This is a genomic window from Comamonas testosteroni, from assembly GCF_000761245.1.
Taxonomy (GTDB): Bacteria; Pseudomonadota; Gammaproteobacteria; order Burkholderiales; family Burkholderiaceae_C; genus Comamonas; species Comamonas testosteroni_C.
In genome coordinates this window covers 106296-131793 of sequence record NZ_AWOR01000037.1, presented here as the reverse complement: position 1 = coordinate 131793, position 25498 = coordinate 106296, and the positions used below count along the sequence as shown (strand labels likewise).

25 protein-coding genes and 1 pseudogene are annotated in these 25498 nt (G+C 49.1%); 2 read left to right on the top strand and 24 right to left on the bottom strand.

All coding sequences use genetic code 11. The annotated features are described in order from the left end of the window. Nucleotides 1-23: 23 nt before the first annotated feature. The 10 genes from P353_RS08235 to P353_RS08190 form a co-directional block, all read right to left on the bottom strand. A complete protein-coding gene (locus tag P353_RS08235) occupies nucleotides 24-371 on the bottom strand; it encodes a hypothetical protein (protein WP_034367724.1) in 348 nt (115 codons plus the stop codon). A 112-nt stretch (nucleotides 372-483) separates the two neighbouring features. Continuing rightward, nucleotides 484-723, bottom strand: coding sequence for a hypothetical protein (locus P353_RS08230; protein ID WP_034367722.1), 240 nt, complete (start codon nucleotides 721-723; stop codon nucleotides 484-486). 123 nt (nucleotides 724-846) lie between these two features. After that, the gene (locus P353_RS08225; protein WP_034367719.1) at nucleotides 847-2652 is read right to left on the bottom strand and encodes a VWA domain-containing protein; all 1806 of its coding nucleotides are present in this window, start codon (nucleotides 2650-2652) and stop codon (nucleotides 847-849) included. Nucleotides 2653-2736: 84 nt separating this feature from the next. Continuing rightward, complete coding sequence (locus P353_RS08220; RefSeq protein ID WP_157839559.1) at nucleotides 2737-4101, bottom strand: DUF3150 domain-containing protein; 1365 nt, start codon at nucleotides 4099-4101, stop codon at nucleotides 2737-2739. Between the two features lie 177 nt (nucleotides 4102-4278). Next, on the bottom strand, nucleotides 4279-5289 hold the full coding sequence (locus P353_RS08215) for a YqaJ viral recombinase family protein (protein WP_034367716.1): 1011 nt from the start codon (nucleotides 5287-5289) through the stop codon (nucleotides 4279-4281). A gap of 74 nt (nucleotides 5290-5363) precedes the next feature. Further along, nucleotides 5364-6395, bottom strand: coding sequence for a phage recombination protein Bet (gene bet / locus P353_RS08210; protein WP_052084789.1), 1032 nt, complete (start codon nucleotides 6393-6395; stop codon nucleotides 5364-5366). Between the two features lie 82 nt (nucleotides 6396-6477). Continuing rightward, complete coding sequence (gene ssb, locus P353_RS27985; protein ID WP_080750481.1) at nucleotides 6478-7110, bottom strand: single-stranded DNA-binding protein; 633 nt, start codon at nucleotides 7108-7110, stop codon at nucleotides 6478-6480. A gap of 67 nt (nucleotides 7111-7177) precedes the next feature. Continuing rightward, nucleotides 7178-7708 carry a hypothetical protein gene (locus P353_RS08200; RefSeq protein ID WP_034367711.1) on the bottom strand — a complete coding sequence of 177 codons (531 nt, stop codon included), beginning with the start codon at nucleotides 7706-7708 and terminating at the stop codon, nucleotides 7178-7180. A gap of 7 nt (nucleotides 7709-7715) precedes the next feature. Next, nucleotides 7716-8720 (bottom strand): AAA family ATPase, encoded by a 1005-nt coding sequence (locus tag P353_RS08195; RefSeq protein WP_113707700.1) that lies wholly within the window; start codon nucleotides 8718-8720, stop codon nucleotides 7716-7718. 106 nt (nucleotides 8721-8826) lie between these two features. Next, nucleotides 8827-9156 (bottom strand): hypothetical protein, encoded by a 330-nt coding sequence (locus P353_RS08190; RefSeq protein ID WP_034367708.1) that lies wholly within the window; start codon nucleotides 9154-9156, stop codon nucleotides 8827-8829. A gap of 275 nt (nucleotides 9157-9431) precedes the next feature. Between P353_RS08190 and P353_RS29105 the strand changes: the two genes are divergently transcribed. Further along, nucleotides 9432-10181: a hypothetical protein gene (locus P353_RS29105; protein WP_157839558.1), complete on the top strand. Its 750-nt coding sequence runs from the start codon at nucleotides 9432-9434 to the stop codon at nucleotides 10179-10181. A 124-nt stretch (nucleotides 10182-10305) separates the two neighbouring features. Continuing rightward, a complete protein-coding gene (locus P353_RS08180) occupies nucleotides 10306-11154 on the top strand; it encodes a hypothetical protein (protein WP_157839557.1) in 849 nt (282 codons plus the stop codon). 47 nt (nucleotides 11155-11201) lie between these two features. Here P353_RS08180 and traN read toward each other — a convergent pair whose 3' ends face one another. The 14 genes and pseudogenes from traN to traL form a co-directional block, all read right to left on the bottom strand. Next, nucleotides 11202-13931 (bottom strand): conjugal transfer mating pair stabilization protein TraN, encoded by a 2730-nt coding sequence (gene traN / locus P353_RS08175; protein ID WP_198529042.1) that lies wholly within the window; start codon nucleotides 13929-13931, stop codon nucleotides 11202-11204. After that, nucleotides 13904-14920, bottom strand: a complete 1017-nt coding sequence (locus P353_RS27980; protein WP_080750480.1) for a TraU family protein — start codon at nucleotides 14918-14920, stop codon at nucleotides 13904-13906. The genes traN and P353_RS27980 overlap by 28 nt, the downstream gene beginning before the upstream one ends. After that, the gene (locus tag P353_RS08170) at nucleotides 14910-15599 is read right to left on the bottom strand and encodes an EAL domain-containing protein (RefSeq protein ID WP_034367700.1); all 690 of its coding nucleotides are present in this window, start codon (nucleotides 15597-15599) and stop codon (nucleotides 14910-14912) included. Before P353_RS08170 ends, P353_RS27980 begins: the two co-directional genes overlap by 11 nt. Beyond that, on the bottom strand, nucleotides 15596-16762 hold the full coding sequence (locus P353_RS08165; RefSeq protein WP_052084787.1) for a TrbC family F-type conjugative pilus assembly protein: 1167 nt from the start codon (nucleotides 16760-16762) through the stop codon (nucleotides 15596-15598). Before P353_RS08165 ends, P353_RS08170 begins: the two co-directional genes overlap by 4 nt. A 43-nt stretch (nucleotides 16763-16805) precedes the next feature. Beyond that, nucleotides 16806-17321, bottom strand: coding sequence for a S26 family signal peptidase (locus P353_RS08160; protein ID WP_034367695.1), 516 nt, complete (start codon nucleotides 17319-17321; stop codon nucleotides 16806-16808). Further along, nucleotides 17318-17626 carry a hypothetical protein gene (locus P353_RS08155; RefSeq protein ID WP_034367694.1) on the bottom strand — a complete coding sequence of 103 codons (309 nt, stop codon included), beginning with the start codon at nucleotides 17624-17626 and terminating at the stop codon, nucleotides 17318-17320. Before P353_RS08155 ends, P353_RS08160 begins: the two co-directional genes overlap by 4 nt. Beyond that, complete coding sequence (traC, locus tag P353_RS08150) at nucleotides 17623-20073, bottom strand: type IV secretion system protein TraC (protein WP_052084786.1); 2451 nt, start codon at nucleotides 20071-20073, stop codon at nucleotides 17623-17625. The genes P353_RS08155 and traC overlap by 4 nt, the downstream gene beginning before the upstream one ends. After that, nucleotides 20073-20726 (bottom strand): DsbC family protein, encoded by a 654-nt coding sequence (locus P353_RS08145; RefSeq protein WP_198529041.1) that lies wholly within the window; start codon nucleotides 20724-20726, stop codon nucleotides 20073-20075. The genes traC and P353_RS08145 overlap by 1 nt, the downstream gene beginning before the upstream one ends. A gap of 207 nt (nucleotides 20727-20933) precedes the next feature. Then, nucleotides 20934-21350: a TraA family conjugative transfer protein gene (gene traA, locus P353_RS08140; protein WP_046461893.1), complete on the bottom strand. Its 417-nt coding sequence runs from the start codon at nucleotides 21348-21350 to the stop codon at nucleotides 20934-20936. 167 nt (nucleotides 21351-21517) lie between these two features. Beyond that, nucleotides 21518-22024: pseudogene (traV, locus tag P353_RS08135) on the bottom strand (type IV conjugative transfer system lipoprotein TraV); the annotation flags it as partial. 50 nt (nucleotides 22025-22074) lie between these two features. Then, complete coding sequence (locus tag P353_RS08130) at nucleotides 22075-23424, bottom strand: TraB/VirB10 family protein (RefSeq protein ID WP_198529040.1); 1350 nt, start codon at nucleotides 23422-23424, stop codon at nucleotides 22075-22077. After that, nucleotides 23421-24428 carry a TraK domain-containing protein gene (locus P353_RS08125; protein WP_034367686.1) on the bottom strand — a complete coding sequence of 336 codons (1008 nt, stop codon included), beginning with the start codon at nucleotides 24426-24428 and terminating at the stop codon, nucleotides 23421-23423. The genes P353_RS08130 and P353_RS08125 overlap by 4 nt, the downstream gene beginning before the upstream one ends. Further along, nucleotides 24412-25101, bottom strand: coding sequence for a TraE/TraK family type IV conjugative transfer system protein (locus P353_RS08120; RefSeq protein ID WP_046461891.1), 690 nt, complete (start codon nucleotides 25099-25101; stop codon nucleotides 24412-24414). The genes P353_RS08125 and P353_RS08120 overlap by 17 nt, the downstream gene beginning before the upstream one ends. Further along, on the bottom strand, nucleotides 25098-25379 hold the full coding sequence (gene traL, locus P353_RS08115; RefSeq protein WP_034367684.1) for a type IV conjugative transfer system protein TraL: 282 nt from the start codon (nucleotides 25377-25379) through the stop codon (nucleotides 25098-25100). The genes P353_RS08120 and traL overlap by 4 nt, the downstream gene beginning before the upstream one ends. Between the last annotated feature and the right edge of the window lie 119 nt (nucleotides 25380-25498).

Below are 25498 nucleotides of genomic sequence, written 5' to 3'. Positions count from 1 at the left end.
GGGCGAGCTGCCCCAATGGGTGATTAGCTGACGATGAGGTCCATCTGCAGCTGTTGAAATGCAGCCACCTGAGATCCAGGCGTTGCAATGGGCTTAACTTGAATGCTTCGGGTTTGAGCCGTCTGCACATGCTTCCTGCGCACCTTGGCCAAGCCCTTGGTAATGGGCTGACTGATGGGGTGCAGGAGCTTCTTGCCCTCTTCCTTGAGCCAACGTGCATCCCCGCCCACAGAATGAGGGAGGCGCATATCAAGCTTCTTTTTGACGTACACGGTGGCATTCCCGTGGACTGACCATCCATCTTTATCGTTCCAGTAGCCCGCTCCGGTAAGAGCGTTTTCGTTGGCCGAGTAAATGACGAAAGTGCTCATGGCTGCTCCAAAACGTGCTGGAGCAGCGCCCTACCGGGTGTGCCCCGGCTGGGTTGATGGAAGACAAAACCCCACACCCTTTAGGGCGTGAGGTCAGTCACATGGCTGCGATTCAGTAAACAGTTCCCGCGATGAGTTCTGCGCCTGGGTAGGCGTCGAGAGCTTCAGCACGAGCTGCTTTCAGATCCGTGGCCATGGTGTAGTGGAAAGTGAGATCGCGCTCACCCTTTTGAAGCAGAGAAACGCAATACGACTCCTTGACTTCAAAAGCACTAGCCAGCTCGCAACCCCAATCTGCTTCAGCAATAGCCTGAGCGTTGTTGTCTTGAGCGATAGTGATGACGTTTTGCATGTGGGAACTCCGAAATTTTGCGGAGCGCCCCCCTACCGGGGGTGCGACCCCGCTAGGGTTGAAATTGCTGGGTTTCCCCAGCGGCTGAAATGCACTCTTTCGAGCACATAAGGTTGGCCACCTTCAGTCCACGGCAGTCAATGACTTTTCCATGAGCTTGAAGAGTGTTTTCTGCAAGTCTTCGACCGCATCAATGCAAATGCTCCGTGAGAACAAAGTTGCCGGTGCGTTCGTTTGGATGCCGATACCAATGACATCGATTCCGCTACGTTCGCAGAGGTCGATCACTTCCTTTGTGGCTTTAGAGCTGTTCGGCTCACCATCCGTAAGGACGATCAACATCTTGCGGTCTTCGCGTGTTTTGCTCAGTTCGTAGGCTGCATACCAAATGGCTTCAGCCATCGGTGTGCCACCTGAGGGTTCCACTGGAAACCTGCCTGTATTGGCCTGAACTGATTGCCCATGCTTCACAGCACAGACAACAGGAGACTCCGAAGAGTTTGAGAAAAAGGTCACTGCAGGATTCACATGGGCTATCGCATCGAGCGCGAGCGCCAATGCAATGCATGCTTCATCTGTAACATCGGCCAGCGAACGCGAGCTGTCGGACCTAGTAGGACGGGTCATGGACCCGCTTTTATCGCCAAGTATGTGGACCGCTGTATTCGGCTTTCGCTTTTCCTGCGGCTTTGCAAAAACTCGTGTATCACCCGAGACTACGCGATGCAGTCGGTTGATATCCAGGCGTTTGCCACTGCGGGTCGATTGCTTCGCACAACGCAGACTGGCTTGCACCAGGCCGAACAGTTGATTGCGAATTTTCGATGTTGCAGGCCGGACCCGGTTCATCAGCTCAAGGCCTTTGGCCTTGTCATCTGATGCATCAGTTCCCTTGCGAATGGTCTGGTAGGAGGGGTTGCCCTCTTTCCGCGCCACCTGTGACAGCTCCTGCTTCAGAGAATTGCGTGCGCGATCCCCATCCACATCCCCAGCGCCAGCTGAGAGAGCTTGCGTAAGTGCATCCAACTTTTCCTTTGCAGTGCGCGAGGCAATACCAGAATCGTTTTCAGCTCCCTGTTCGGCACCAGCCATGGATCGTTGACCTTGACCTTCACCTGAATCATCGCCCTCATTGGATTGGCCTGGGCCTTTCCCCTGTTGGGAGTCTTCGTGTGTTGAGTCTTGCTGGCCATCAGCTTCATCGGAGTCATCGCCTTCGCCGGAGGACTGTTCGTTCGGAACATTCTGAGGCTGTTGGCTTTGATCCTGATTCTGCTGATCCTGCTGTTGCTGCTCTTCTTCCTTTTCCTTCTCTTCCTCGATCATAGAAATGACCTGATCTGCCAGGTAGCAGATGTCGGAAGTCGATTCAGCATCCACCACCTTGCGGAGAATGGTACTTAATCGAGTGATAACGCCCTGCGGGAAAGTGCGCTCCAGAACAGGCTGCGCAGTCGCCAGATAAGACGCCATCACAGGTTGACCTACGGCCCTCGCTTGCAGCCAGTAGAGGCAGTAACCCACCAGGATCTGAGCTGGATGCTCATCGTCTCTAAGATGGGAGTAGTGACCGACCTTTGCCATGTAGTTCGCAACCTCGTTGAGCGTCGTGGCAGTACCTGGGTACAAGTCCATCATCGCCCGCTCGATGCGGCAATCTTCGAAAGCGTTGGTCAGTTCGGCATGCAGACCTGCGCGGCGCGGTGCACTGAAATCAGTGAATCGCACATGAGCGGCTTCATGCGCTGTGTAGCCCCACACAACATCCATGTTCGGATAATCGTGAGGAACGTTCGGGATAACAATCGTTTTCCCATCCGTATAGGCCACGTCTTGGCCTATACGGACTTTCACACCAAACTTGTCTCCATATGCAGTTGCCACGATGGGCAATGCGGTATAGATCGTATTTCGGTTCTGTTTGGCCATGGGTCTTCCCTCAAGAGGTATGGGGAACCCAGCCCCAAGGGGCTAGGATTCCCCTTGGGTTAAAAATGATGCGCTTAGGACTGCTTAGAAAAAGCCGTCTTCGTCGTCATCACCAATGGTGGCAAGCTGGAAAGAGGCATCGTTGTTGCTGTTTCCAGCTTCAACTTCTGCTTGCTCCTCCTCAACTCCCACTACAACTGCCTGCTGGCCCTCAGTCTGTGCTTGCGCAACAGAATCAGTAGGGACAAAAGTGGCTTCAACGTCGATAACCACTGAGCCTTGTGCAGGCTCGATGGCTTCTGACGAAGTTCCTGCAGGAGCTTCAAGCACTTCCACATCGACACGATGAACCACCTCTGCAGCCTGGGGCTGAATCGATGTCTCTGTGCGCGCGTTCGTGCCAAAGAAGCGGTCGAGGTCGGCAATAAACGCATCAGCTGGATTGCTGGACGCTTGTGCCGGTGCTAGTGCGCTGTCTACGGAGGTAAACAGATCACCCTCTGCAGATTGCGGTTGCATCTCCGCAGTTGAAGAGTCAGAGGCGTAGCTTCGATTCTGGGAGGCTGAGGCCTCCAGAGTCGCCGCTTCTGCCTTGACTGAAATCGCTCCGTTGAGATATTGCTCAATTCGCGCCTTGCTGCTCAGGATGAGCATTGTGGCGGTCAGCTGATGGAAAAACGGACCTGTGACATCGCGGCCAACAGCATACGTTTTGTACCCATTCAACGTTTCATTGAGAAGATCGACAAGCGGTTTGATTTTTGAGTTGAGGAACGACAGCCCATCGAGCTTGTCTCGCAGGTTCTGCAAAGTCTGCTTGGTGCCAATGCCGCATTTGTCGCGGCCCAGCAAGCGGTCTTCATAGAACTTATCTGCTTCCTCTATCAGTTCGTTGATGAGGTCATCGCCCAGGCCATGAACTTTTTCTTCAAGGCGAGTGCTCAGCTCTGCATCATCAGTAGGCGCGATCTTGAAGATCTGGAAATCGAACCCGAGGCGCTTTTCCACAACGGATTGTGGAAGCGCGCCTGAGCGGATTGCCGTCTCATATTGAGGATTTTCCTTGCACCAACTATCTATCGCAGCGTTGTAGTTTGCGATGAAAGTGGTGCGCAGTGCATCGAACTCAGTTTGCACTTCGCCCATTTTTTTGCACACCTCATCCATCTTGGTCAATGGAATTGCTACGCCGTCCATGAACTTCATGCCGATGCGCAGCAATGTGCGTCGAGTCTCTGCTTTGACCCGATGAAAGCCTTTCAGCTGTGCGGGATCGCAGATCTTCTTAGTACCCAGTTGGGCAATTTTTTCAGGTGGGATCTCTCCCCCAGCTCCAAGCTTCAGATCGTCAGCGGTCAGGCGAACCTGCCCGCTCCAAATGTCAAAGTCTGCATGTACAACACACAGCTGAGTCAGATGGTTGATCTTGGTGGAATTGGTTTGTGTCATGGTGCTCTCCGAAAAGAGGTGCACCACTCCCCCAAGGGTGTGACACACCCCAAGGGTTGATAAAAATGCTGTTTGTTTTAGGAAGCCAGCTACCTCACACTTTCGCTCCCAGAGGGAACAAAATCTGCTTTTCAGAAGGGGACTCGCTTGCGCGAATCCCCTGCCAAAAAGACTTCCCTAAATGTAAAAGGATTCAACGTCCAATGATAGGTCCTTGACGGGATCTGTGACCCCTTTGTCAACGATCAGGCGTGGTGCCATATCGTTTGTCAAAGTAACCCGGCATCGCTCGGTTGACTTTCGTCGGTAAGAGTCAATCTCCTGTTGAGTCACGCCTGCAGACTTGTCGGCTAGCAGCTTCTCGTAGTCAATTTTCCCTACCTGCACATAGCGCGTCACCATGACACCGCAATAGTCTGCGTGCATGTAATCGCCCATCATGCCCTGCATCGCAGCGCGTGAGGCCGACTGGCGCTCCTTCATCACCTCTAGGCGTTCTTCCAATTCCGAGATCTGTCCCTGCAGCAAGCGGAACTCCTCGGCTTGATACAACCAGCTGGCCATCTCTTCACCCTGGGGGATGTAGAGGTCGCGCGCTGGGTCCTTTTGCGGCTCTCGTCTCTTAACCACCTTATCCCAGAAGATTGGGGCAACGCCCTCTATCTGAGAGATCAATGCCTGGTCCCGAGGGATGCAGAACACTTCAACTTGGCCATCAAAATAGAAAACCAGCCACCCTCTCTTGGCCCCTGTAACAAGGATCTGATGCTGCACCTGAGGATAGTAAAACTTGAAAGCCTTACTGTTCTGACGCAACGTTGTGACCTCGATCCAGGTAGCCTCTGATGGGCACTTCATTTCCACAGGTTCACTGTCCTTGTTGAGTCCGTCCAAAGACGCCCTCAGCAAGGGGTTGTGCGAAGCCTGGGCACACATGGGCAGCAAGAGATCATCGAAATAGATCTCTGCAGCAGCTCGGGCAGCAGGCTCCATTGCAAGGCCATGCCTCACGAACGGATTACTGCTCAAATCTCGCTCGACCGCATACCCTGTTTTCTCTGCCCACAAGCGCCATTCGGTCTTGTAGGGAGACTGATCGACCAGCACTGCCGCATCGGTTGCTGTAACGCCGCCTTTACGCCAAGCAAGCCACTCTTCAGAGCCTTGAATCAAGTCAATGAATTTCACATGAACTCCATTCTGTTGAAGAAATAGAGAAACCCCGGAGGATTTCTCCCCACGGGGTTGATAAAACCAGCACCTTAGAAGAAGCTGGATTCAGCTTGAGAATCAAGCCCGCCTGGAGGCAGGACAAGATCATCAAGTGGTGGCATCACACGTTCTGAGCGTTCTACCTGACCACTGGCTCTGCGTTGCTGCATCGCTTCATAGTCCTGCTCTGGCGCATGCATGTGCTCCATCTGCTTGTCATGCAGGAAGGTCTTAGCTCGTTCAAGGTTTTCACCTGAAAAGCGTTGCTCAACATATTGATGAGCGACATTCCATGTCTGATTTGGCAGTGTGCGATTCAGCAGTTGCTGTAGCACCGGCTCCAGTTGTTCATGCGTCAACTGCGGGGGAGCATTCCCTTGTGCGCTGGCCACATTCTCAGCAGAGCTAGCAGTACGTTGATCATCCTGTGTTTTCACCACCTTGACGGAGGCTCCAACCACATTCGAATCAGCATCGATGATGCGTTCTGCCTCATCCTGGTCAAAGATTCCAGTAAAGCCGAGTGCCAGACGCCCGCACTGAATGAAAGCCTTATGGCGCAACATCCTTCTAGCGTGCGTTTGCCAAGGGCCATTGATTTGATAGGCACCGTGCGCCCCATTCCTTTGAGTTGGAGGGCGATAGCACTCATCCATGAATTCACGGACACGGGAGGGAACGGTCCTATCCTTACGGTGTATGACCACTTCGATCCACTCGTGAACTGGAAAATTCACACCCGTTACTTCAACCTTGGAATCGGAATAAACCACTTCAAAGCCGTCGTACTGAGGGTGAGCGTTGACAATGTTGCTCCAGCCATCGACGCCAACAACAGGAACGATCCCGTTGTTTTTGTCTGGGTAGGCGTAAATCTCCTTCAAGAAGGGATTCAAACCGTACTGCTCCGCCACGATCATCAGAGCCATCATTTGCTCATTGGTAGGCTGCGCATGCCCTTCTCTTTGTCTGAAGGCAACAGCCTTCAAGGTATCGAAGAGCTTGTGAGGATCAACACCAAAGCGCGCGCCGAAGCGGCCCATCAGTGTTGATTCATTTTGCGAGCTTTGCTCTTGGGACATAGTGACCTCGATTCAATTTGGGCGCTATGTCCCCCACCGGGGATACAAGCGCCCCGTTGGGTTACAGAAATGGACCTAGTGTTTAACCACCGGCCATGTAGTGAAGACGAGCGAACGGAATGTCGTCGTCAGTTCTTCCTCCCCCACCGCCTTGTCCGCGAATGGGTTGGGAATTAGCAGCTCTGGTGGACCCACCAGCTTGCGATCCTTGTCCACGGCCTTGAGCTGGTGCTGGAGCACGAGCTGAGGGACGAGACGAAGATTGCGACTGTTGGGCATAACCATTGCTTGCATGAGAAGGCGCACGAGCTGGAGCCGCTGCACGTTGGTGTGCATGGCTCTGCTGAGCTGGAGCCCCCCCGGAACTTTGATTCGGGCTGCCCAGCATTTGCATGCTGTCGCAGTGAATCTCAGTGATAAAGCGCTCAACCCCGTTTTCTTGATCGACCCACTTGCGCGTGCGCAGTGTGCCTTCCAAATAAACCTGTGAGCCTTTGTGCAGGTAGTCGCGCGCTATTTCAGCGAGTCGGCCACGCAGCACAATCGAGTGCCATTCTGTGCGCTCCCTAGCCTCTTGCGAGGCCTGGTCGGTCCAGTGTTCTGTCGTGGCAACGGAGAAGTTCGCAAAAAGCTGGCCGCTGCCATTGTTGCCGTTGCGGCAAACTGGATCTTTGCCCAGGTTGCCGACGATGATTACCTTGTTGACTGATGCCATGATGGCCTCCGAATTGGTGAAGCAGAGGCCATCCCCGCCAGGGGGTTGAAGCCCCCATTGGGTTTGGTTAGAAAAAAGCGTCCTCAGTATCGTCACAGGACAGATCCATGAAGTTGAAGATTGGCACTGCAAGCCCAAGAGCCACAGCATCCAATCTCACAACATCCCATGGTATGTCCCACTCCAACATGAGTGGCTTCAAGTCATCCAATACGTGGAACGCATAGGATGTGCCGGAATCGTCACTCAGGGAGATCAGATCCGTTGCAAGGCCTGTTTTGTTGATCTCGCTCTGAAGGAAGAACAAGGCCAACAAGAGCGCGTGATCCCCATTCGGAAGCAACTCACCAGCTCCGTCTCGGTAGACGAAATTGAACGAGTTGCCCGTTAGGGTGTTGCCCGAAAGGGAAAGAGTCAAATCGCCAGCGCGTAAGAGCACGCCAACATTCTGCTCATCTCCAATCGGTGACTCGCAGCCCATTTTCAGAGCTGCATTCTTGAGAGCGCTTCTCACAACCTCGATGAACTTGGCTTCAGAGGCTGTGGTAAACACCTTCATGCTCCAACTGATCTTTGGACCAGGGAAGATTTGAGACATGGCGATCTCAAGGCTGGGTGGCCGGGGTATCGTCTTTCCACTGCTCCCCAAAAATGTCCTTGGCCAAGCGAGTTATCGCAGTGGCATCCTCGGGTGTCGCGCGATTGAGCAGTGCCAAATCGAGCGCATATCCCAGAGGGTTAGGAGCACCCTTGAACTTCGTTGAAAGCTTCGCCCAGCGAACCAGCGTGCGCGTTGAGAACGTAATGGCCAGCTGGCCACCTTGTCCGTCCGATCCCATGAAGAGCTTGCGCACATCATCAGCCAGACGAACCATACCCTCAACAATTTGCTTTGGAAGTTTCGGTGATGCTTTGGTAACTATCGCTTCCTCAACTGCCTTCTCTGGATAAGAGACAACAGTAAATCGATAGCGATCCATGGCCGCGAGGTTCTGCATCTGAACACCTTGATATTGCCCAGACACATCACCAGCGCCACGCGAGTTGCCCGTAACAATCACGCGAAACATGCGGTGAGCCTTGATGATTTCACCGCCATTCATGCCAATGACCAGAGGACGCCCTTCAAGGACATCGTTCAGGCCAGCAAGCTCAGCAGGGTCAATCAGATCCACCTCGTTGATTAGAAGGGCATGCCCTTCTCTCATTGCTATTGCCAGTGGGCCATACATGAATTTCATGGATGGGGTTTCACCAGGCTTTTCAGAGACCAAGGCATGGTGCCCAACCAGGTCACACAATTCCATCTTGCCGTTGCCGGTGACTTGTTGTGTAGGCCAGTTGAGCGTGCCAAGAATTTGCAGGATGCCTGATGTTTTCCCCGATCCAGTAGGACCAGTAACAAACAGGGCATCCCCGTCAGGAGAGTTGAGAAAGGCCAAAACCTCACGCAGGAACTCACGACGATGCACAAAGCCCGCCATGACGGAGGGAATGTAAGCATTGGACATATCCACAAAACCGATGGTTTTCGCGGAATTGCCAATCTCTGGCATGCCAAAGATTGTGCTGGTTTGAAAGCTCGCTGTTTGAGCGATGGGTGTAGACATGGTGGACTCCAATTTCGATTGGGCACACTTCACCCTCACGGGCTGGTGTGCCCGTGGGCTATTAACGTCTTTCAGGGAAACGCCATCCGAGGACAGCGCAATCGGTTCAGTACACAAGGATGCCCTTGCGCTGCCAAGCTGGAGTGTCATAGACACTCCAATCAAAAGCAGGCTCTACTGGAATTGGCTCGGGGAAAGCCATTTCAACGGCACCGCGCGTAACGTGCGATGACAGTTGAATGCAGGATTGAACAGAGGTTTTCACGGATGAAAAGGTCGCGTTCAGGAAAGCCGTCTTATCAAAGGATTGAACCTTCGACAATTGGCTAAGTAGTTCAGCCGTAAGGCCGCGCATACCTTCAACGAAAAGCTTGAGAGCGAAGCCGAGGGCTACGATGATCAAGAGCAGAACGAAGAGGAAGGTGATAGCAGTCATGGTATTGCTCCGGTTTGAGGGGCAATACCCCCATCTGGGAGACATGCCCCAGGTGGGTTGAAAGTGCCGAGAGGCACGTTAAGGAAGCTGTTTGTTTATGGAGGCCAGCTACCTCACTCAAGTTGAAGCCGAGGCTGCAACAAAGAGAGGTTTCAGCTTATCGCAAAAGCCCCGGCTCAATGTTGCTCAGATGGCCCAATATGGGCACGTATCTAGTAAAGCTTTTTGAAGGTCCAGCCATATCGTCAGTGCGTCTATCACAAGGAGCACGACACATGGCGACAGAAGCGAATAGCGGTGCAGTCTCTGCAACCGATAACCCTGCAAAAGAGCAACCGAAGGCGGCCAAGCCCAAGGCAGACACGCCTGCACGCGAGCAACAGCGTGATCCTGTTTCCCGCCCCGTTTTCAAGCAGACCGTCAGCTTGAGGAGCGTCCAGGCTCAGCGAGTCATGGACCGCAGCTTTGCTCGTACAACACAAGCCTTCTTCTCCACCGAAGTTATCTTGCGTATCCTTGATCGGGGCGACTTCGTGGATGAAGTTAATGACATGATCAATGTGCAATTGCAGCAGTTCCGCGCGGCAATCGCAGACGCCTTGAACGTCAACAAAGCCAAGGTCAAAGAGGCCGGAATCACTCAGCAACCTGTGTACACCCACGCGCGCGAATTCAATGTGGAGCTGAGCACTCCCCAAAGTGCCCTCTTCCTGGGACTCGTGATGCAGTTGGATGAACTCGTGTCTTACTTCGACAGCCTGTGGTGGGCCACAGTGATCAAGGGCATGGAGCGCTCCAATGAAACCTACAAGTGGCAGCAAATGATGTTCAAGCTCGCTGGGCGTATCCAGGGCATCGAACAACGCGCGCGCAGGTCGGCCAGCAAGCAGGGCAAAGACGCACTGGTAGACGCAGAAGCACCGGCCAGCACCAGCCAAGATGAAAGCCAACACGCCAACGATGATGTTGCTTTGGCCATGGCTGAAGGACAGGCCGAAACCTCTTCGGAGGCCGTCCCGGCCTAACGGTAAACTTGGTTCTCGAATCTGTGATTTAGCCCGCTTCGGCGGGCTTTTTTGCGCTCAGAAGCTTGCATTTTCTTAAGCTACCTTACCATTATGGGTAGTTGTTAACAGAGGGGGATTTGACATGAAATTCAATATTCAAACAGCGGCAGCGCTTGCTTTTACTGCGGCCTTATCTGGCTGTGTGACCATGGAGCAGAAACCTGCCGCTTTTGATGATGGTCATTCGCTGGCATACAACATTGCGCGAGCAGGCGGGCTTGAAACAGGCATAAAAGATGCATCCGCCCCCAAGAATTCCAATACCGGGATGCCCGAGTCCAGCATGTTCAACACCGCTTCCGCAGCCGTGGCATATGCGAATCCAACGGCAGGCTTGTCTAATGCCCAAGGCTTGGGGCTGAATTTAATTGCCAGCGCAATCGCGCCGAACTCGCATGGCGCGCGCAGCAGCATCGTCGCCTGGATGCCTGCTTCTCAAGCAGCTAGCGCAGAAGAGGCTCAATCGAAGATGATTGACATTGTTACTCAGTCTCTGAATGAAAGCCTGAATAAGCAGAATTTGAAATTTAGCAAGACAAGAAAGAGCGAAAAAGGGACTTCGTTCTTCATTGAAGACAGCAACCTCAATTGCGAATCCATCGACCAAGGCTCCGCAAAAGCTTGTGTGATCTATCTGAATATCTTCAAGCCCAGCAAAACTTCAACACCTGAATTCGTCAAGAATGGAGAGAAGGAGTCTTGGGCATTCACATCAAGTCACGGTTTCTATTACAACGCAATGAAAATGGAAATTTCGAGGACGAGCAGCATTAACACATTGGATATAGTTCAGAATACAAGCGTAACTCTTCCAAGTTGGGTATTTATCTACTCCAGTCCAAACGACACATACATTGATAGGTCAAAGAAAAAGAACAGCATGTATCCTCTGATACTGTCAAAAGGCAACGCCTACTACTTTGTTAAGTAGCTCCAATAAAGAAGGCCTTGAGGAATAATCTCAAGGCCTTTTTGCTTTTAATGACCGGAGTTTATTTTACGCTCTGCTTCTTTTCGCTTCTCATCTACGTTAACCCCTTCTAACCGATTCTTGGCTCTTTCAACAGAGTTAACCCTATTTCCGTCATTAAGAATATTCCCAGAGCCTGTCAACTTATCCATCGTCAAGGTTTCAGGTGTCGGATAGTGCCCAGTCTCCCCCAGAATACCGAGCCATTCATCCAGGTTGATCTGATCCCAATCAACCTTTCCAATGTCCTCGATCTTCAATCCATCGCAACTAGGTGCCTTTGCTGTACCGAACCCCAGATTCATTTGTCCACGTATTTGCTCATTCATTATTCGTGACAATGGTGAGTTGTAGCAGCAGTATGACTCTCTTTTCTCGATACAAGCACCTAGCACTTTTGTCTTGCAGTAAGACCCTACATAATGACAACTCTTTAGCGATCTTTTCGCATTAAGTTCAAACTCTTCTTTTTCGCAAGCCCAGATTAGCTGAATCATCATCATTGATACAACATAGACCGTATAAACAGTCATAACAGTGCTGGCGATATTCCCAACCTGCGCCATCATATTTGCTGCATCAGTTGCAGCCTGCTGACTCAACTCACTTGCAGTGCCTGCAGCAACACCGGCTTCGGCTCCTGCCGATGTCATGCCATTCTGAATTGAGTTCTTTATAACATCCTGTATCGTACTTTTGACTGAATCAATAATTTGGTTATAAAACTCTTTAATAGGCGCTGTAAAAGCATCGACCGAGCCACCAATATTCTCTGCAAACGAAGCAAAGGGCTTGGTAACTTCTTGCCAACCTGAAACAACTGGATCACGCAAGACTTGATATGAGCCTCGCACAACACTTCCAGACTCCAAGTTCATGATGGCCGAGTCAAGCTTAGGCATGGCCATGAGCATAGTGATGTAATCAGCTAGCGAGATATTCTCAGGCTTCTCACAACAATTCTGAATTCCGCCAACTGCAATTTTGCATTGGCCAGGTGTACCACTGAACACCTTACAGCCTTCATCCACATTTCCATCACCTCCCTCTTCTCCAGCAGAATCAGAGCACTGCATATCTTGCGCAATAAACTGTGCAGCATTGAGTAAGGCCGCAGCCTTTGCAAAATCACCGTTTTGTTCAGAAGATATATCAAGACACTCTGACCCCATGCATTTAATCGGCCCCGAGCATGAATACTGAGTATTTTTTGTATAGTCGATTACATCAACATCATGACCACAATCATAGGTATCTTCAAAAACATAGCACTTCCCGTTTTCATCCTTTGCTCCATCAAGGCACGAAGTTGAAACAAATCCGCATTTGTTATTATTCTCATACTTTCCGCATGAATTTTGATTTGTACCATCATTATGAGGACAATGCTGTACCCCTTGGGGGTCTGTCCAGCAATCCATCTGACCAACATTGAAATTACATTGAATTTCAGAAACGGAAGCGGACTGCGTTAATGTTGGAAGCCCTTTTATAGGCGATGGAGTCAACGAATTGAAGAATGGATCTCCGGGGCATATACGAACACCTCCAATATCTACACACTCTTGATCGCTTGGTGGACCAACATCAACGCTAATATTCCCAGTACAGAAATTCTGTCCAATTGACTGAGCATCAGCTATGCATGACTCCGATGCCCAGACATCCGGCTTCTGTTTAATCAAACGAAGAGAAAATTTCCCACCAAGAACAAACTTTGTATCACTAGAAACCGATGTATCTTGTATCTGAACTTTACCAATCAGGTTGTTGTCGCATGTAGGAAATTCCAAGACTCGATAATGCACAGTTGAGTCAACAGTTCCACCAAGGCCGTGTTCAATCCAGTCCCACGATCCTACTAAGTCGGTCTTGTAGTTATTGGCACCAGTGCAAACATCCTCAAACTTAACTGTTGGAATGTTCATTGAGAAGGCAATGCCGTCTGTTGGATCAAGCGTATGGCCAGTACCATTTTTTAGATCAAACTCTACAGTAAGCCATGTTCTGCCAAGACCGGCTACAAATACATCGGCAACTTGATGCTCAATACCCATTGTATGGGTAATTTTGCATGCACCTGCTGGCTTAACAATACGCTCGCAACGCTCATATTCGGGGATATGCTTTTTGCTGTTTTTCTTAATGACCTCGCTCGTGCTTGAGCAATCTCCAAAGCTCTTTGTGATTTCATCAATATTGTTGAATGTATCCTTGCTTAGATTCAACATCGGATCATTGGAAAAATCTGGCCTAGATCGATTAGACGCATTAAGCAATATTTTATAAGCGGCACCCGATATAGACGGGTTATCACTCAAAGAGTCTTGGTACAGCGATTTGTCAGTTGTGGAGCCAACTTTATCCATATTGTTGGAGTCGTTATACACTCCTCCTAAGTCGTTGATGCTTGGCGCTGCACCACCTGGAAAATAGTAGTTTTGTGGTCTAGCGTTTGAGCTGCTTGTCGAAGGATAGAGATCATTAATATTGACACTGCTACCGTTCAGATTCAAAGTGCCATTGTTGTTAGAGCTATCCCTACTTCTGACAGTTTCAGATAAAGACTTCCCAAAGCTCTGAGCTTCACGGCCTGCATTAGCCAAGCTGTCATTAGTATTTTTTGTTTGCGCTGATGGGTATATCGGACTAATTGTCAGACCAATAACAAGAAGCGCAGAGATCAATCTCTTCAATATCATTATTTGACTCACTGAACTATTTTGGTATTGCAGCAATCATTCCAACGCCAGACCATGTAAACCGGATCTTGGCCAATTGATGGAATAGTTTTGGCTATTCCCCAAGTCAACGTCGATTCGCCAACAACATGGGACGAATTTGCCTCAGGAATTGGTGCTACAAGATTGAATTTGTACTGAGTTTTTGGAAGCGTAGGAGATATATATCCACCACATAGTGCATCGCTACCCATTGTTTTCCACGACAACCCACGGCGATGCAGAGCTGCAAGAACGCGTGTTTTTAGAAGACTGGATTCACGGATCACACCTCGTCCACCATTCTGATTACCACTCAATGGGTACAACGCACCCCAGGACCCGGCACACCAGAACATTTGCTTGAGTGGCTTCCCTGCAGTTGATGCAATCGCATCCGCTGAACAAGCTGCAGCTGCTATAGGATTTGCTACTGCAGCCGCCTCTGGGTTAGTAAAAAATGCAAGCTCGTCGTTATTCCATGTTGGATCTAATTCGGACATATACATTACGTCCAGATCCATGTACCCATCAGGATTACATTTCTGGTTCACGAACAAGTCCATCATGATCAATAACGGGAAAGCATAGAAATGGTAATGCATGAATGTCCCATCCGAGCCATCATGCGTGCTGTTCGAATGGTTCCCCTGATTCAAACGATCAAACGGAAACCTGATCCCATTCAACACCGATGAACAACCAGGCACACGCTGGAACTCAACGAGTCGCGCAGGCTCCCACATCGAAGTTGTAATCCCTGGCCGGGGGATACCATTTGTGTCTTCACAGGCGCAAAGAGGTGATGTGACGGAATCTTCAGGAAAGCTCCCACCAGGGCCGCTTATTGGAATCCCGGCAACTCGTATCGGAAAAATGCATGACCAACAAATATCCGTGAACAGTTTTGGGCCTATCAAGTCCGCGCTGTAGCAACCTACCTCTGCATTGCTGAGGCTAGACATCATCAACAGCCAAAATGCGACCACTATTCTTTTAATATGCATATGTGCTTTCTTTGACTTCTAACTTCAACGCTTGAATCGGCATGGGCTTATAGTGGATATAGCCTTGCTGAAGGAAAATATTTCTATCGCATGCGAATCTTGCTTGATCAAGTGTTTCAACTTTCTCTGCAATCAAATTAATTCCAGCATCAATAAATATCCGCGCCGCGTTATCAGACATCAGCGATTCAATTCCTGCCACCTCAACCTTGCAATACAGCCATGGGAACGATTTCAATCGGGAAAATGTTGAGTTGCAAACACCAAAGTCATCGATAGCCATTGTTATGGACTCAATGGCCATATCACACCATCGGCGCTCAAGCAGTTCATCAGGAACCTGCTCCGTGATCTCAAGCGTGACTTTCAGTCTTCCACCCTCAATCAATTCTTTAATTGAATCGACCCATTGAATGAAGTGGGCATCATCAAGCAATGTTTGCGCAGAGACATTGATAAAAATATGATCTATCTTCTTAACAATGTCCTCCTTATGAGAAAGCAGGTAATTTATTACCCCTCTGTCGATCTTCCGCCAGTCAATTCGATTCAAATTAAGCTGCCCTGGCGCATGGAGCCTACCGTCTGGAGTCTTCCATCTTGATAGCACCTCAGCACACAGACTAGATCCGTCTGAGACATTCTTGATAGGTTGAAAGACCGGCAAGAAGGTAATCATTTTTGAGTCTCCACCTTCTTGAACTCTGCAACTTCGAATTTTCTGTCTCTCGCTGTAATTACGGAGGGGGTCACACGAAGTTCAAACCTATTTCTAACATCAGGAGTCAGAAGGAAAATTGGAGCGCCAAGTGACTCAGTGATGTTTTTATATGACTTCCAACCGTCTTCAATACTGATCTCAGTAGCAATGTATGAAATTGAAGATACGTTCTTCTCTTTCAAAAGCTCTCTTGCCTTCAACTTCACAAATCGGTTTTGCCAAGGATCATTTGGATTGAAGACTATTACCGCTTGTGTGAATGAACGCAAATTCAATGGATTAATTGAAGTGCCGGACTTCACAATAACTTTCCCGTCTGCTGAAGAAATATCCTTCGCCACCAAGACGGTCGGATCAATTATTCTTTTAGCATCCTCATTCGCCGTAGGCAATGGTATGAACTTCTGATTCTTCCAGAAGTTCTTAATTGCATTTTTCTTTTTCTCATCCCAATCAATCGATGCGATCCTAGCCTTAGCCACTTCGATGATGTCTGGTTCTGATATATCTCTTGTAGGCCCGTAGTTACCTTGTTCGACTTTATTATTCTCGGCAAATTTTCTCTTAAGCCAATCAACAGAGCCAATCCCTGAAACTCTTGACTTGACTTTGTAGTTCTTGCTTTTGTCAGGTTTATTCAAAAGCACCACAGTTGGCACAACGTTGACGTTGAATTCTTGAAATAGCGTCGGATTGATGATGATGCTAGGCATCACCTTCCTGCTCGCTGCCATCGATTGGACTCTGGCGATTCCCTTGGCCAAGCTCTCGCCTGGAGCCACGCCGCGCAGGACGATGACGCTATCTCTACGACCAGCGACATCATCCATCAGCTCTTTCATTGCCGCTTCACCGAGGGAGAACGATGCAAAGACAAGAGAGGTATAGCTATCCGTCTGGTCCTTAGGCTGCTGGCCAGGTGCAGAGCTTTGCCCTGGCGTGCTCATCTGTATGCGCCCCTGTTCTTTCAGCTGTTCGTAGAACTGCCGAGCATCGCTGTCTGCTGCACTCATGTGCTTGTTCTGGAGGGTACTGAGATCCAGCAGGGATGCACCGCTTATCGCTTTGTCCTTGCCTCTCTGCATCATCTCGACATCAGCTGCTTTGAGGTCGGAGGCCATCGATGGGTAAGTAGCTCCAATAAGCAGTAGAAGCGAAATCGCCTTAGAAAATCGGATATGCGCGACCAATTATTTGCTCCTGTTTGATGGTTCCCCAGTAACGTGAATCAAAGCTGGTGAAGCTGCTGCCCATAACCCAGAATTGATCATCCAAAAGCTTCTTCTTTCCCACAAAGTTCTTCTCATTTCCACCAATTTTCATAATCAGTGGCAAACCGCTTGCCAGTGTCCGTTCGTTAACTTTCACATCCATCAGCGGACTCACCTCGACCACATCACCAGGAATTGCACGAAGATATTTAACCATCCAAGTTCCATCCTTAAACAACGGTTGGAGTCCTTTAGCCTTGAATGCGTATATCTTGTCTTTCTCAAGATTATTATTGTTAAGATCAATAAGGTATACCGAATAATTTGGTATACACCTATCTATTTGAGAATCGATTCCAATACGAAATCTAGTCATAAATGCAGCACCGCCAAGAAGTATGACAAGAGCGACTGATGCCATCTTAGGTATATAGACCTTCCAAGCCTGCTTCTTGACAATGAGCTTCATTTAAATAGTTCCTGATCCACAATAATGTCTTGTGGAGCAGCCAAGACGGCCCCGGCATCGATAACTAGATATCCTGCCTCCTTCAGCTTCAGAATTCCATTGTTCGTCTGCACCATGAGCGCATCGACTTCTTGAGGCGTAGCCCCCTGCGGGTAACTAGAGGCCAATTTCGTCAAATCGACAACTGCAATATTTGGAATCTGACTAAGCCTCTTATCAATTTTTTTATCTAGGTAGTAATATCCAGCTGCATTCAAAGCAACCAGGACGACAGAGAAAATTGCGAATGTTGTTTTGGAAATCATTGACGTATCCCTTGCTGGCGTTCTCTAATTACGTGGCGGATAGCTTCTGCATAGCTATTGCCTTGATCAAAAGATCTTTTAATTTGGTTTGTATCAACCGGGTTTGTTGAATAGAGTAGTTTCTGGAAGTCAGGAACAATCAAGCGACCGACTCCAATGCCCGCTTTTGTTTTCAAGAAAATCTCTGAATAGACACCTTGGACTGTGTGCACTGTTAGCAGTGTGTTATATCCACCATCAGACAATGAGAGCCGTTTAGTTGTTCTAACCGACTCTACCGATTCTGCTGTTTGTCCTAGCAGGTACATGCTTGAGGAGTTTTCTGCAATTGCTCGACCAACGGCATTCTCATAAAGGTCATTAATAGATTGAGTGGCAATAATCACAGACCCGCCATACTTTCGGAACTTCCGATAAGCGTGCTCCATGAATACAGCAACCTCGCCCTCCTTCAGCAGGTCCCAAGCCTCATCAATGATGACAACCTTCTTTCTATTCTTTTCTCCCAAGAAAACTTCGTTTTGGATCTGCTGAATAAGTTGCAGAAGAACAACCTGACGCAAATGCTTGCGCCCTTGCAGGTCGTCAAGCTCAACCACTGTTAATTGCGATTGAAACTGAGTAGCAAAATCACCCTTGAAATACTTGCCGTAACTCCCCTTCGATGTAAAGGCGTACAGCTGAGTACCAATATCGCTTAACCGTGTATCACCACTGTTCAAGCATCGTTCCGCAATATCATCGATTTGAGTCTTTTTGCCCTTTTCATGCCAAATTTCGTTAATGACCCGCTTCAATGAAGCTATCTGCCATTCATCAAGCGTTCCCTTGGCAGATGCCATTGCTGCAATATTTGCATTTATTGCATCTTCATCTTCGTCAAACTCTTCAATATTTGCAAATGGCGCTAAGCAAACTTTGGAGTTTTCCCCAAAGTGCACAAACTCTCCCTTTAATGTTGCGCAGAGCTTTTCATATGATCGCCCAGCATCAATAACCCAGACCTGCGCCCCCTCAGAAAGATATGAAGTAATGAGTTCATTTACTTCAAACGACTTTCCAGATCCAGATTCAGCCGCTATGACCAAGTTCTTATTGGTATCGCTGTCATGTAACGACTGGCTCATGATTTGCCCGTTGCGGGATATCAATGTTGCATGGAATGTCCCTGTTCCTTTCCACTCACCAAATATCGGCAACATTGGAACCACTTGCTCTGTGGACATCGTTTTGTAGCGATATAAATCAAGAATTGCCTTGCGATCAGTGCACAATGGGAGATGATTAATAAAAATTGGAAGACAAACAAATTTGTCCTCCATCATTTCAAATCGTGACTCTCGCCAGATATTTCGCGCTTTAGTCGCAGCTTCTTCGGCTCGCTCAGCTGTCGGAGCGAAGATAGCCAACGTGTATGTTGTCTTAATGGGCCTGGAGCCTTCTTTCAACGATTCATACAGAACATCGAAACTGTGCTTTTTATCGGCCAATACAGGAACAAATTTCAGCAGCGGTCCATACGCCTGGTTCACCGTGAATTGCCGCTTGCGTTCAAGTTTCGTTTTTTCCGATTCATGGTCAGGATAGAAAACATTCATACAGATGAAGTAGTTTTCCTTGACCCCTGAATCAGTACCAGCCAGATCCCCGATATATGCCAGTGCATCACCAAAGAACATTTTGTCTGGTGTCTTTTTGGCTGAGAGAACTTTGACGTGATAGTCACCAATGACTAATTTGTTCTTATAGACATCTATTTGCGTATCAAAGTCCAGAAGCTGATCGCATATAGCTTTGTCCTGATCGAGATTGTCATTCTCGTGCTTCCAACTCGCATCAGTGCCCCAATTAAGGATGGTCCCCATCACACGCTTGTATTGAGCTGAAGTCATTGCATGCGGTGCAACACCTATGCTCTGAATTGAAGCTTCACATTTCGTTCGTATCTGTTTCAGTTCCAGATACTCTTTTTCAGTTGGGAAGCGACCTGAGATTGGAATCTTGAAAGATATGATCAATTTTTGATCATGTACGATCCCGTTATCGTAGATACCTCGATCATTCGTGGCCGTTATTCTTTCCCGAGTATGCTTTTTTAAGAATTCAGCACGCTCTTGGATAGTCGCGGATAGAATCTCATGTCGAAATCCATCTCTCAGACCAAGAATTTTGTAGATTTCTTGGCTAATGTCAGGGGAGCGAAACGAGAAAAATTGAGCTATCGTGTTTTTGGGATAGTCCTGTGTCATGAACCCATTAACACGATCTTGTATTTTTTCATCTGCGCCATTGAGAGGCTGACAGATGAACCCAAAGCCTACTGTTTGATCATCACAGATAAATAGCTTTTGATCTTCATCATATGCGAGTACCGGAAAAAGAGTGGCGGCTCTGCATGAGGCAGGAATATATGTGTCGCCTTCAACTTTTCGAATTGTTGCCAGCATTATTTATTCCCCGCAAGCCATTCAGCCATCTTTGCAGGATAGCCTTTCGCATATCGTCCATTGGGAGCTATTACCATAGGGACACCTTCAACGCCCAAAATCTGGGCTGCAATAAGTGTCTTGTCGTACCCTTCAGTATTGCAGTTGGGGATTTGGGCTAAGCTTTGAATTGCATTAGTCGTGAAGGCTTCGAATGTTTTATTCTTATCCTTTGCACAGAATATTTGCTTGGAAAGCACGTTCGATTTATCGCCTAGTGCAGGAACAACAATAAAGCGGAACGTATAGTCTTTCAGCAATGATTTTGATTCGGTCATCAACTTGTGACACACAGCACAGTATGGGTCTACAAATGCCACGACCTCATTTTTCCCTGTACCAATGCTGATTGCGTTCAAGCTTTTGGGGTCGAGGCCAAGTGCTTTGAAGTTGAGAGTTTCAGATGCGTCCCGCATCTGTTTCATAGTGCTCAGCTCTTTTTTGGACCAAAGATCAATTACTTGGCCAGTAAATACGAATCGTCCGTTATCGCTAACGAACATAATTTGCCCCTTACTTTGAATTGCCTGAAGCCCTTTAACAGGCAGCTTCACCATCTCTTCGATGTTCGCCCCACGAGCATCAGTAATCTCAAGTGGTGCTGCATTGGCCATGGACAACGCACCAGACAGAACGGCGAGCAAGAAACTTTTTCGCATGCGAAACCCCAGTTATAGATGCTTCCAGTCTAGTTTTGAGGCTGCTAAAGTCTCTCTTCGGTGGAAGCCCATAATGGGCAACCCAAGCACTTTCACCCGATCCCTGAAAAAGAAAGAGCGCCCCTTGGGCGCTCTTTCGATGTCTTGATTTTGCCGGTTGACTTAGCAGCCGAGGCCGTTGCACATCGTGATCAGGCTTGGCACTGCTTTGTGGGCTACCGGAATGGTTGCCGACATAATGGATTCAATGATCGTTGGCGCGTTGTAGAGGCCCATGCCACCGCCAACGCCCATGGCAAAGGCCATCAAGCTCTGACGTGCAATTCCGCCGATGATGCCCACCAGGATGATTGCTCCCGCCACAATGCGACCCAGCGTACCTTGTGTCCAGTCCTTGAGGGTGTTCCATACATCGTCGAACTCGGAACCACCGCCGCCCGCCAATGCGAAGTCAGGGGTCATCAGAACAACGATGCTTGCCAGTACCAGGCCACCAGCGATCAAATGCTTCTTTTTGACCTTTGCCACGAAATTGCTCTGGCTCAGGGCAATCAGCTTGTTGTGTGTGAGTGTGCTCATGCTTGAACTCCTATTGCTTAATTAAGTCGATTCCGTTTTTGAGAGGCGATTTCTCGCTGTTGCTGTATCTGCTCTTGGCGAATCTCCCTCTCCTCTCGCTGTCTCTCCAGGCGAGCTTCACGCTCTGCACTCATCGCGGTATTGCCGATGCCTGTCGTTGGTGCGTCCAGTGATTGAAGTGGCCTGAGCACTGGATCGGAGGCCGTCATCGGTTCACCGACCACCCAGCGCCTGGGTTCAATTTCTGTGTATATGTATCCAGTAGTGTTCAGATCTCCATTGCTGTCCTCCCATGGAGCAACCCAAATCCGCATGACTTGAGCTGGTGTTCGGATTGGGACCGGGCGATCAGGCAACCTTGGGGCCACATAGTTGTCAACCACATCGTTTGGACTCGCCTGCTTAACGCCCGATTCATTGGATTTACCTACGCCGGTCTTTTGGACCATCTCAGCTTCATGCTGCTCAGCCTCCCTTCCCCTGACCATCGGGGCAGGAACTTGCCCATTGTTGGTAGCGACATAGACATCCCGAGCTGACATGCATTGCACGCCGTTCGGAAGGCCTGGACATCCGTAATCCTCTGCCCCGATATTCATCATCGAGCAGCCACTGAGCAGCACTGCTACAGCGGGAAGAATCACACGTTGAACGGATCGTAAGGACAACTTCATTTTTTGCTTCACCTCCAAATTGCCCGTTTCGGACAATTCATGTTTTTGTTCTAACGCTTGCGCTTCAGGTTGCGGATCTGCAGTCGCGCGCCTCGCGTCACAATCACATCCAATTGACGCCCAGCATCGATCTCAATGACTGGGAAAATACCTTCCGCCATTTCAATATAGAACTTGGCAATTCGATCTAATGCGCTCGATGCCCCCTTAACTGCCGCGCCTTGGAAAAGATCGGAAGACAATGGAGACTGGAATTCGGTTCGATTTGAGCCAGTCGTGTTGATAGTTGGGACCACATTAACGTCCATTGCTTTTGATGCTCCGCCTAAGAAACCAGCAATCAGGCTTTTTGCGACCATCTGTCCTTGTTTTGAAACCAATCGACCTCTTACACCAGCTTTACCATCTTCGCCAACCGCATACGAGTCAAGCCGAGCTTCAATAACTCCGCCATCCTCCCTGATACAAGAGAATGTCTCACCGCGTAAATACGCACGCTCTGAGCTTAGGTCCCCATAGCCAGAGAGAATCATGAAGCACTCCCTGACATCGGCGCGAAACTTGTTAGGCAGAATTGCCTCTTTCTGAATGCGTAGAGTTGATGGGAATGGATCTTTGCGCGCACCTTGACCAGTTGGAGCATCCATACCATTTATCAGCGTTCCAGTAATTATGGAACCTGCTGGCAAATACGACATGGTTTGCGACTCGTCCTCTTTGGGTTTCGACTTCGACTTTTCTTCTGCTTGAGAAATACTTACGATCCGCATTTCTTGCTGCTCTGCATTCAGACCTGCAACCTGCTTGTCGTCACTTTCACCAGTGTCTGTTCCTCCTGGATGATCGTGTTGACGAATTTTCTTGGTGTGGGGAAGAGGTGCGGATTTGAATACCGAGGCAGGGTCGTTGAAGTCCACTTTCTGATCAATATAGCTTTGCTGCACCACAGCTGGTTCCCCACCAGGCTTGCTCCCTCCAGCTTCAGCCCCCTTTCCAGCTTCATCACCTTTGGGAGGGGCAGGATTTTTCGCCTCGACCATATCAATCAAACGGTCAATATCAGCCCTCATGCGAGCGCTCTCAGCCGTATTTTCTTCCGAGGTTGAGTCAGGCTTTTGACTTACTCCCTCTTTCTTTATACGCTCTTGCTCGCGCTCAACTCCCTTCATCCTATTTTCCAGCGCTTTCAGGGAGCCAGAAATTGAGTCGATGCCAACGTCCCGCGTGTTCTTATCAGTCAGGATGCTCTTGATGGATTCATGGCGTCCTCGTTGTTTTTTCTCTTCTGGTGGCGAGGTGGTCAGTGCCATAGCACCAAGGATGACTACACCGATTGCAGATACCGCAACCAGCCGTTTGACCTTGGGGGTCAGCTGCCCCCATTTCTGCATCAAATTCAATTCCGGCCTCCTATCAGGGATGGACGCTGAGACATCGAGCTAGGAGCATGCCCTTGCTTCACTGCCACATAGACCTCTGTGCGCTGTCCTGGCTCCAGCACCTTCAGTGGCCAGCTGGTGATGGCTGCTGTATTCCAGTTTGCACACTGAGATTCACGAAACTCAACCAGATCCTGGCTGTCGTTACGCGCTACGCCGACATAAACATTCAGGTTATGGCCAGCCATGTACTGGCCTGCTGCGAAATCAACCGACAGCCCAGGGATAGAACACTTAGGTGCCTTTGCTGCGAGTTCGCGCGGTGTCGCTGTCATCGTGAACCCTTGAGGGATTTCATTCAGCGCGAGTTTTCTGAACAGCGTTCTGATAGTTTCGATGTAAGGCTGGCTAGTTTCCCAAGCCTCAGCTTTGGCATTTGCACTAGCCCGGACCCCACCCATACCACCAGCAAATGAGCCATCAAGCTTAACGAATACTTCGCGCGGTGGAATTTTGCGTGGAATCATCGTCAAACTTAGTGCTTGCGATTCACTCCCCTTCTCGGTGATGAACATCGTCACAGGGCTTTCTTTAAGAGTAGCGATATAAATTACGTTGTCCTTAATACAGACTTCACCGCATTTATCTTTCTCCCCCCCTCCACCACCGGAACTAAGAGTCGTAGAGGTGATATCGGGTGTACTAAATGGAGTCACAATACGATTTGGATGCCCAATAGCAATTGGAATGATCTGGTTCACCCCTGGCTTCATCGTTATATGTGAACTACTGTTGATATTCCCTGAGAAATTTCCAGAGTCCACACCTGCTTCAGCACCTTGGCCCCTGGCCTTCTGATTGTTAGCCACAGCAGATCGACTTCCTATCGGAGCCGGAACGTTCTCACGCATGACTCCAGCAGGCACCACAGGGATATCATCCATGGCCGGTGTTTTATCTTGTGCATGCACATGACCAGCAATTGCAAGGCTCACGGCCAGCAGGTATTTAGAATTCGCTTTCATCACTCGAATTTCTTTGCATATCATCTTCGTTCTGCTCCTGGATTCTTTTCTCTTTTTCCTCGCGCATCTCTCTTTGTTCTTCTTTGCGCTTCAGATTCGCTTCAATGGTTTTTGTGCGCGGCCGACCGGCGTATGTATCGATGTAGTCAATTTGAGGTGCATACTTGGCAATCTTTATGCGGAATTCATACGTTCTGTCAGTACGCGACTCTTTAGAGCTTGCGCCCTTGGCAAACGAATACCCATAAACAAACACCTTATCCGTTCCCATTTCATATTCAACATGACGCGGTTCAAAACGGAGAGAAACTCGGTCATCTTTGATTTGCCGAGACTGCACCTCAAGAATTTCAATGATTTGAGAGTAAATTTTTGGAGCGAAAAATGGTGTTGTCCGTGTCTTAACAAAGTCCACTGTTGCGGGTGTTACGTTGCCGAACAACTGTGCAAATGCCAATGCCCAAGACTCTTTATATGATCGTGATGCAGATTTCTCACCCAGCCAAGCGTCTTCAGTTAATGTGAATGGGACTATTTCAACAATGGTTTCTTTGGTGAGGACTTTTACGACCAATAAAGCATTGATCGCAATAAGACCCCCCATAAAAACTCGACCCCAATGGATCTCAGTCTGCATCCACGCATACTTCTTCAGGTAATTATTGATGTTCATGCCACGAACGTCCTGATGAATGGGTTGACCATCGAGCGTCCTTTGGAGAAGGCTGCACCAGTCCAATAGAGCATGTGCAACAAATAGCCATCAGGATTGCTGTCCTTGAATCGACGGTAGAGGTTTGTGACAAGCATCCCGGCCAGCACGCAAAGCAGAGCTTTGCCGACCACAACACCCACAACAAGCCCTAGCAGCATGGGAGCTAATTCATCGGCGCTCCAGAGCATCAGATGTGGCGGCTCATCGATACGACGAGGGATTTCAATCAACTTCATGCGAACTTTCTCCTTGACTCGAATTCTTCAGAGTTCAAAGGAAAAACGTGCATGACCAAACGCCCATAGAGGGCAACTCCAGCACTATCGGGCGCTGTAAGAAGCATCGGCTGGCAATC

Excerpts from the sequence above, each read along its gene's own strand:
- P353_RS08235 (WP_034367724.1), bottom strand. The coding sequence starts at position 371 with ATGAGCACTTTCGTCATTTACTCGGCCAACGAAAACGCTCTTACCGGA.
- P353_RS08230 (WP_034367722.1), bottom strand. The coding sequence starts at position 723 with ATGCAAAACGTCATCACTATCGCTCAAGACAACAACGCTCAGGCTATT.
- P353_RS08225 (WP_034367719.1), bottom strand. The coding sequence starts at position 2,652 with ATGGCCAAACAGAACCGAAATACGATCTATACCGCATTGCCCATCGTG.
- P353_RS08220 (WP_157839559.1), bottom strand. The coding sequence starts at position 4,101 with ATGACACAAACCAATTCCACCAAGATCAACCATCTGACTCAGCTGTGT.
- bet (WP_052084789.1), bottom strand. The coding sequence starts at position 6,395 with ATGTCCCAAGAGCAAAGCTCGCAAAATGAATCAACACTGATGGGCCGC.
- ssb (WP_080750481.1), bottom strand. The coding sequence starts at position 7,110 with ATGGCATCAGTCAACAAGGTAATCATCGTCGGCAACCTGGGCAAAGAT.
- P353_RS08200 (WP_034367711.1), bottom strand. The coding sequence starts at position 7,708 with ATGTCTCAAATCTTCCCTGGTCCAAAGATCAGTTGGAGCATGAAGGTG.
- P353_RS08195 (WP_113707700.1), bottom strand. The coding sequence starts at position 8,720 with ATGTCTACACCCATCGCTCAAACAGCGAGCTTTCAAACCAGCACAATC.
- P353_RS08190 (WP_034367708.1), bottom strand. The coding sequence starts at position 9,156 with ATGACTGCTATCACCTTCCTCTTCGTTCTGCTCTTGATCATCGTAGCC.
- P353_RS29105 (WP_157839558.1), top strand. The coding sequence starts at position 9,432 with ATGGCGACAGAAGCGAATAGCGGTGCAGTCTCTGCAACCGATAACCCT.
- P353_RS08180 (WP_157839557.1), top strand. The coding sequence starts at position 10,306 with ATGAAATTCAATATTCAAACAGCGGCAGCGCTTGCTTTTACTGCGGCC.
- P353_RS27980 (WP_080750480.1), bottom strand. The coding sequence starts at position 14,920 with ATGCATATTAAAAGAATAGTGGTCGCATTTTGGCTGTTGATGATGTCT.
- P353_RS08170 (WP_034367700.1), bottom strand. The coding sequence starts at position 15,599 with ATGATTACCTTCTTGCCGGTCTTTCAACCTATCAAGAATGTCTCAGAC.
- P353_RS08165 (WP_052084787.1), bottom strand. The coding sequence starts at position 16,762 with ATGGCCTCCGACCTCAAAGCAGCTGATGTCGAGATGATGCAGAGAGGC.
- P353_RS08160 (WP_034367695.1), bottom strand. The coding sequence starts at position 17,321 with ATGAAGCTCATTGTCAAGAAGCAGGCTTGGAAGGTCTATATACCTAAG.
- P353_RS08155 (WP_034367694.1), bottom strand. The coding sequence starts at position 17,626 with ATGATTTCCAAAACAACATTCGCAATTTTCTCTGTCGTCCTGGTTGCT.
- traC (WP_052084786.1), bottom strand. The coding sequence starts at position 20,073 with ATGCTGGCAACAATTCGAAAAGTTGAAGGCGACACATATATTCCTGCC.
- P353_RS08145 (WP_198529041.1), bottom strand. The coding sequence starts at position 20,726 with ATGGCCAATGCAGCACCACTTGAGATTACTGATGCTCGTGGGGCGAAC.
- traA (WP_046461893.1), bottom strand. The coding sequence starts at position 21,350 with ATGAGCACACTCACACACAACAAGCTGATTGCCCTGAGCCAGAGCAAT.
- P353_RS08125 (WP_034367686.1), bottom strand. The coding sequence starts at position 24,428 with ATGAAAGCGAATTCTAAATACCTGCTGGCCGTGAGCCTTGCAATTGCT.
- P353_RS08120 (WP_046461891.1), bottom strand. The coding sequence starts at position 25,101 with ATGAACATCAATAATTACCTGAAGAAGTATGCGTGGATGCAGACTGAG.
- traL (WP_034367684.1), bottom strand. The coding sequence starts at position 25,379 with ATGAAGTTGATTGAAATCCCTCGTCGTATCGATGAGCCGCCACATCTG.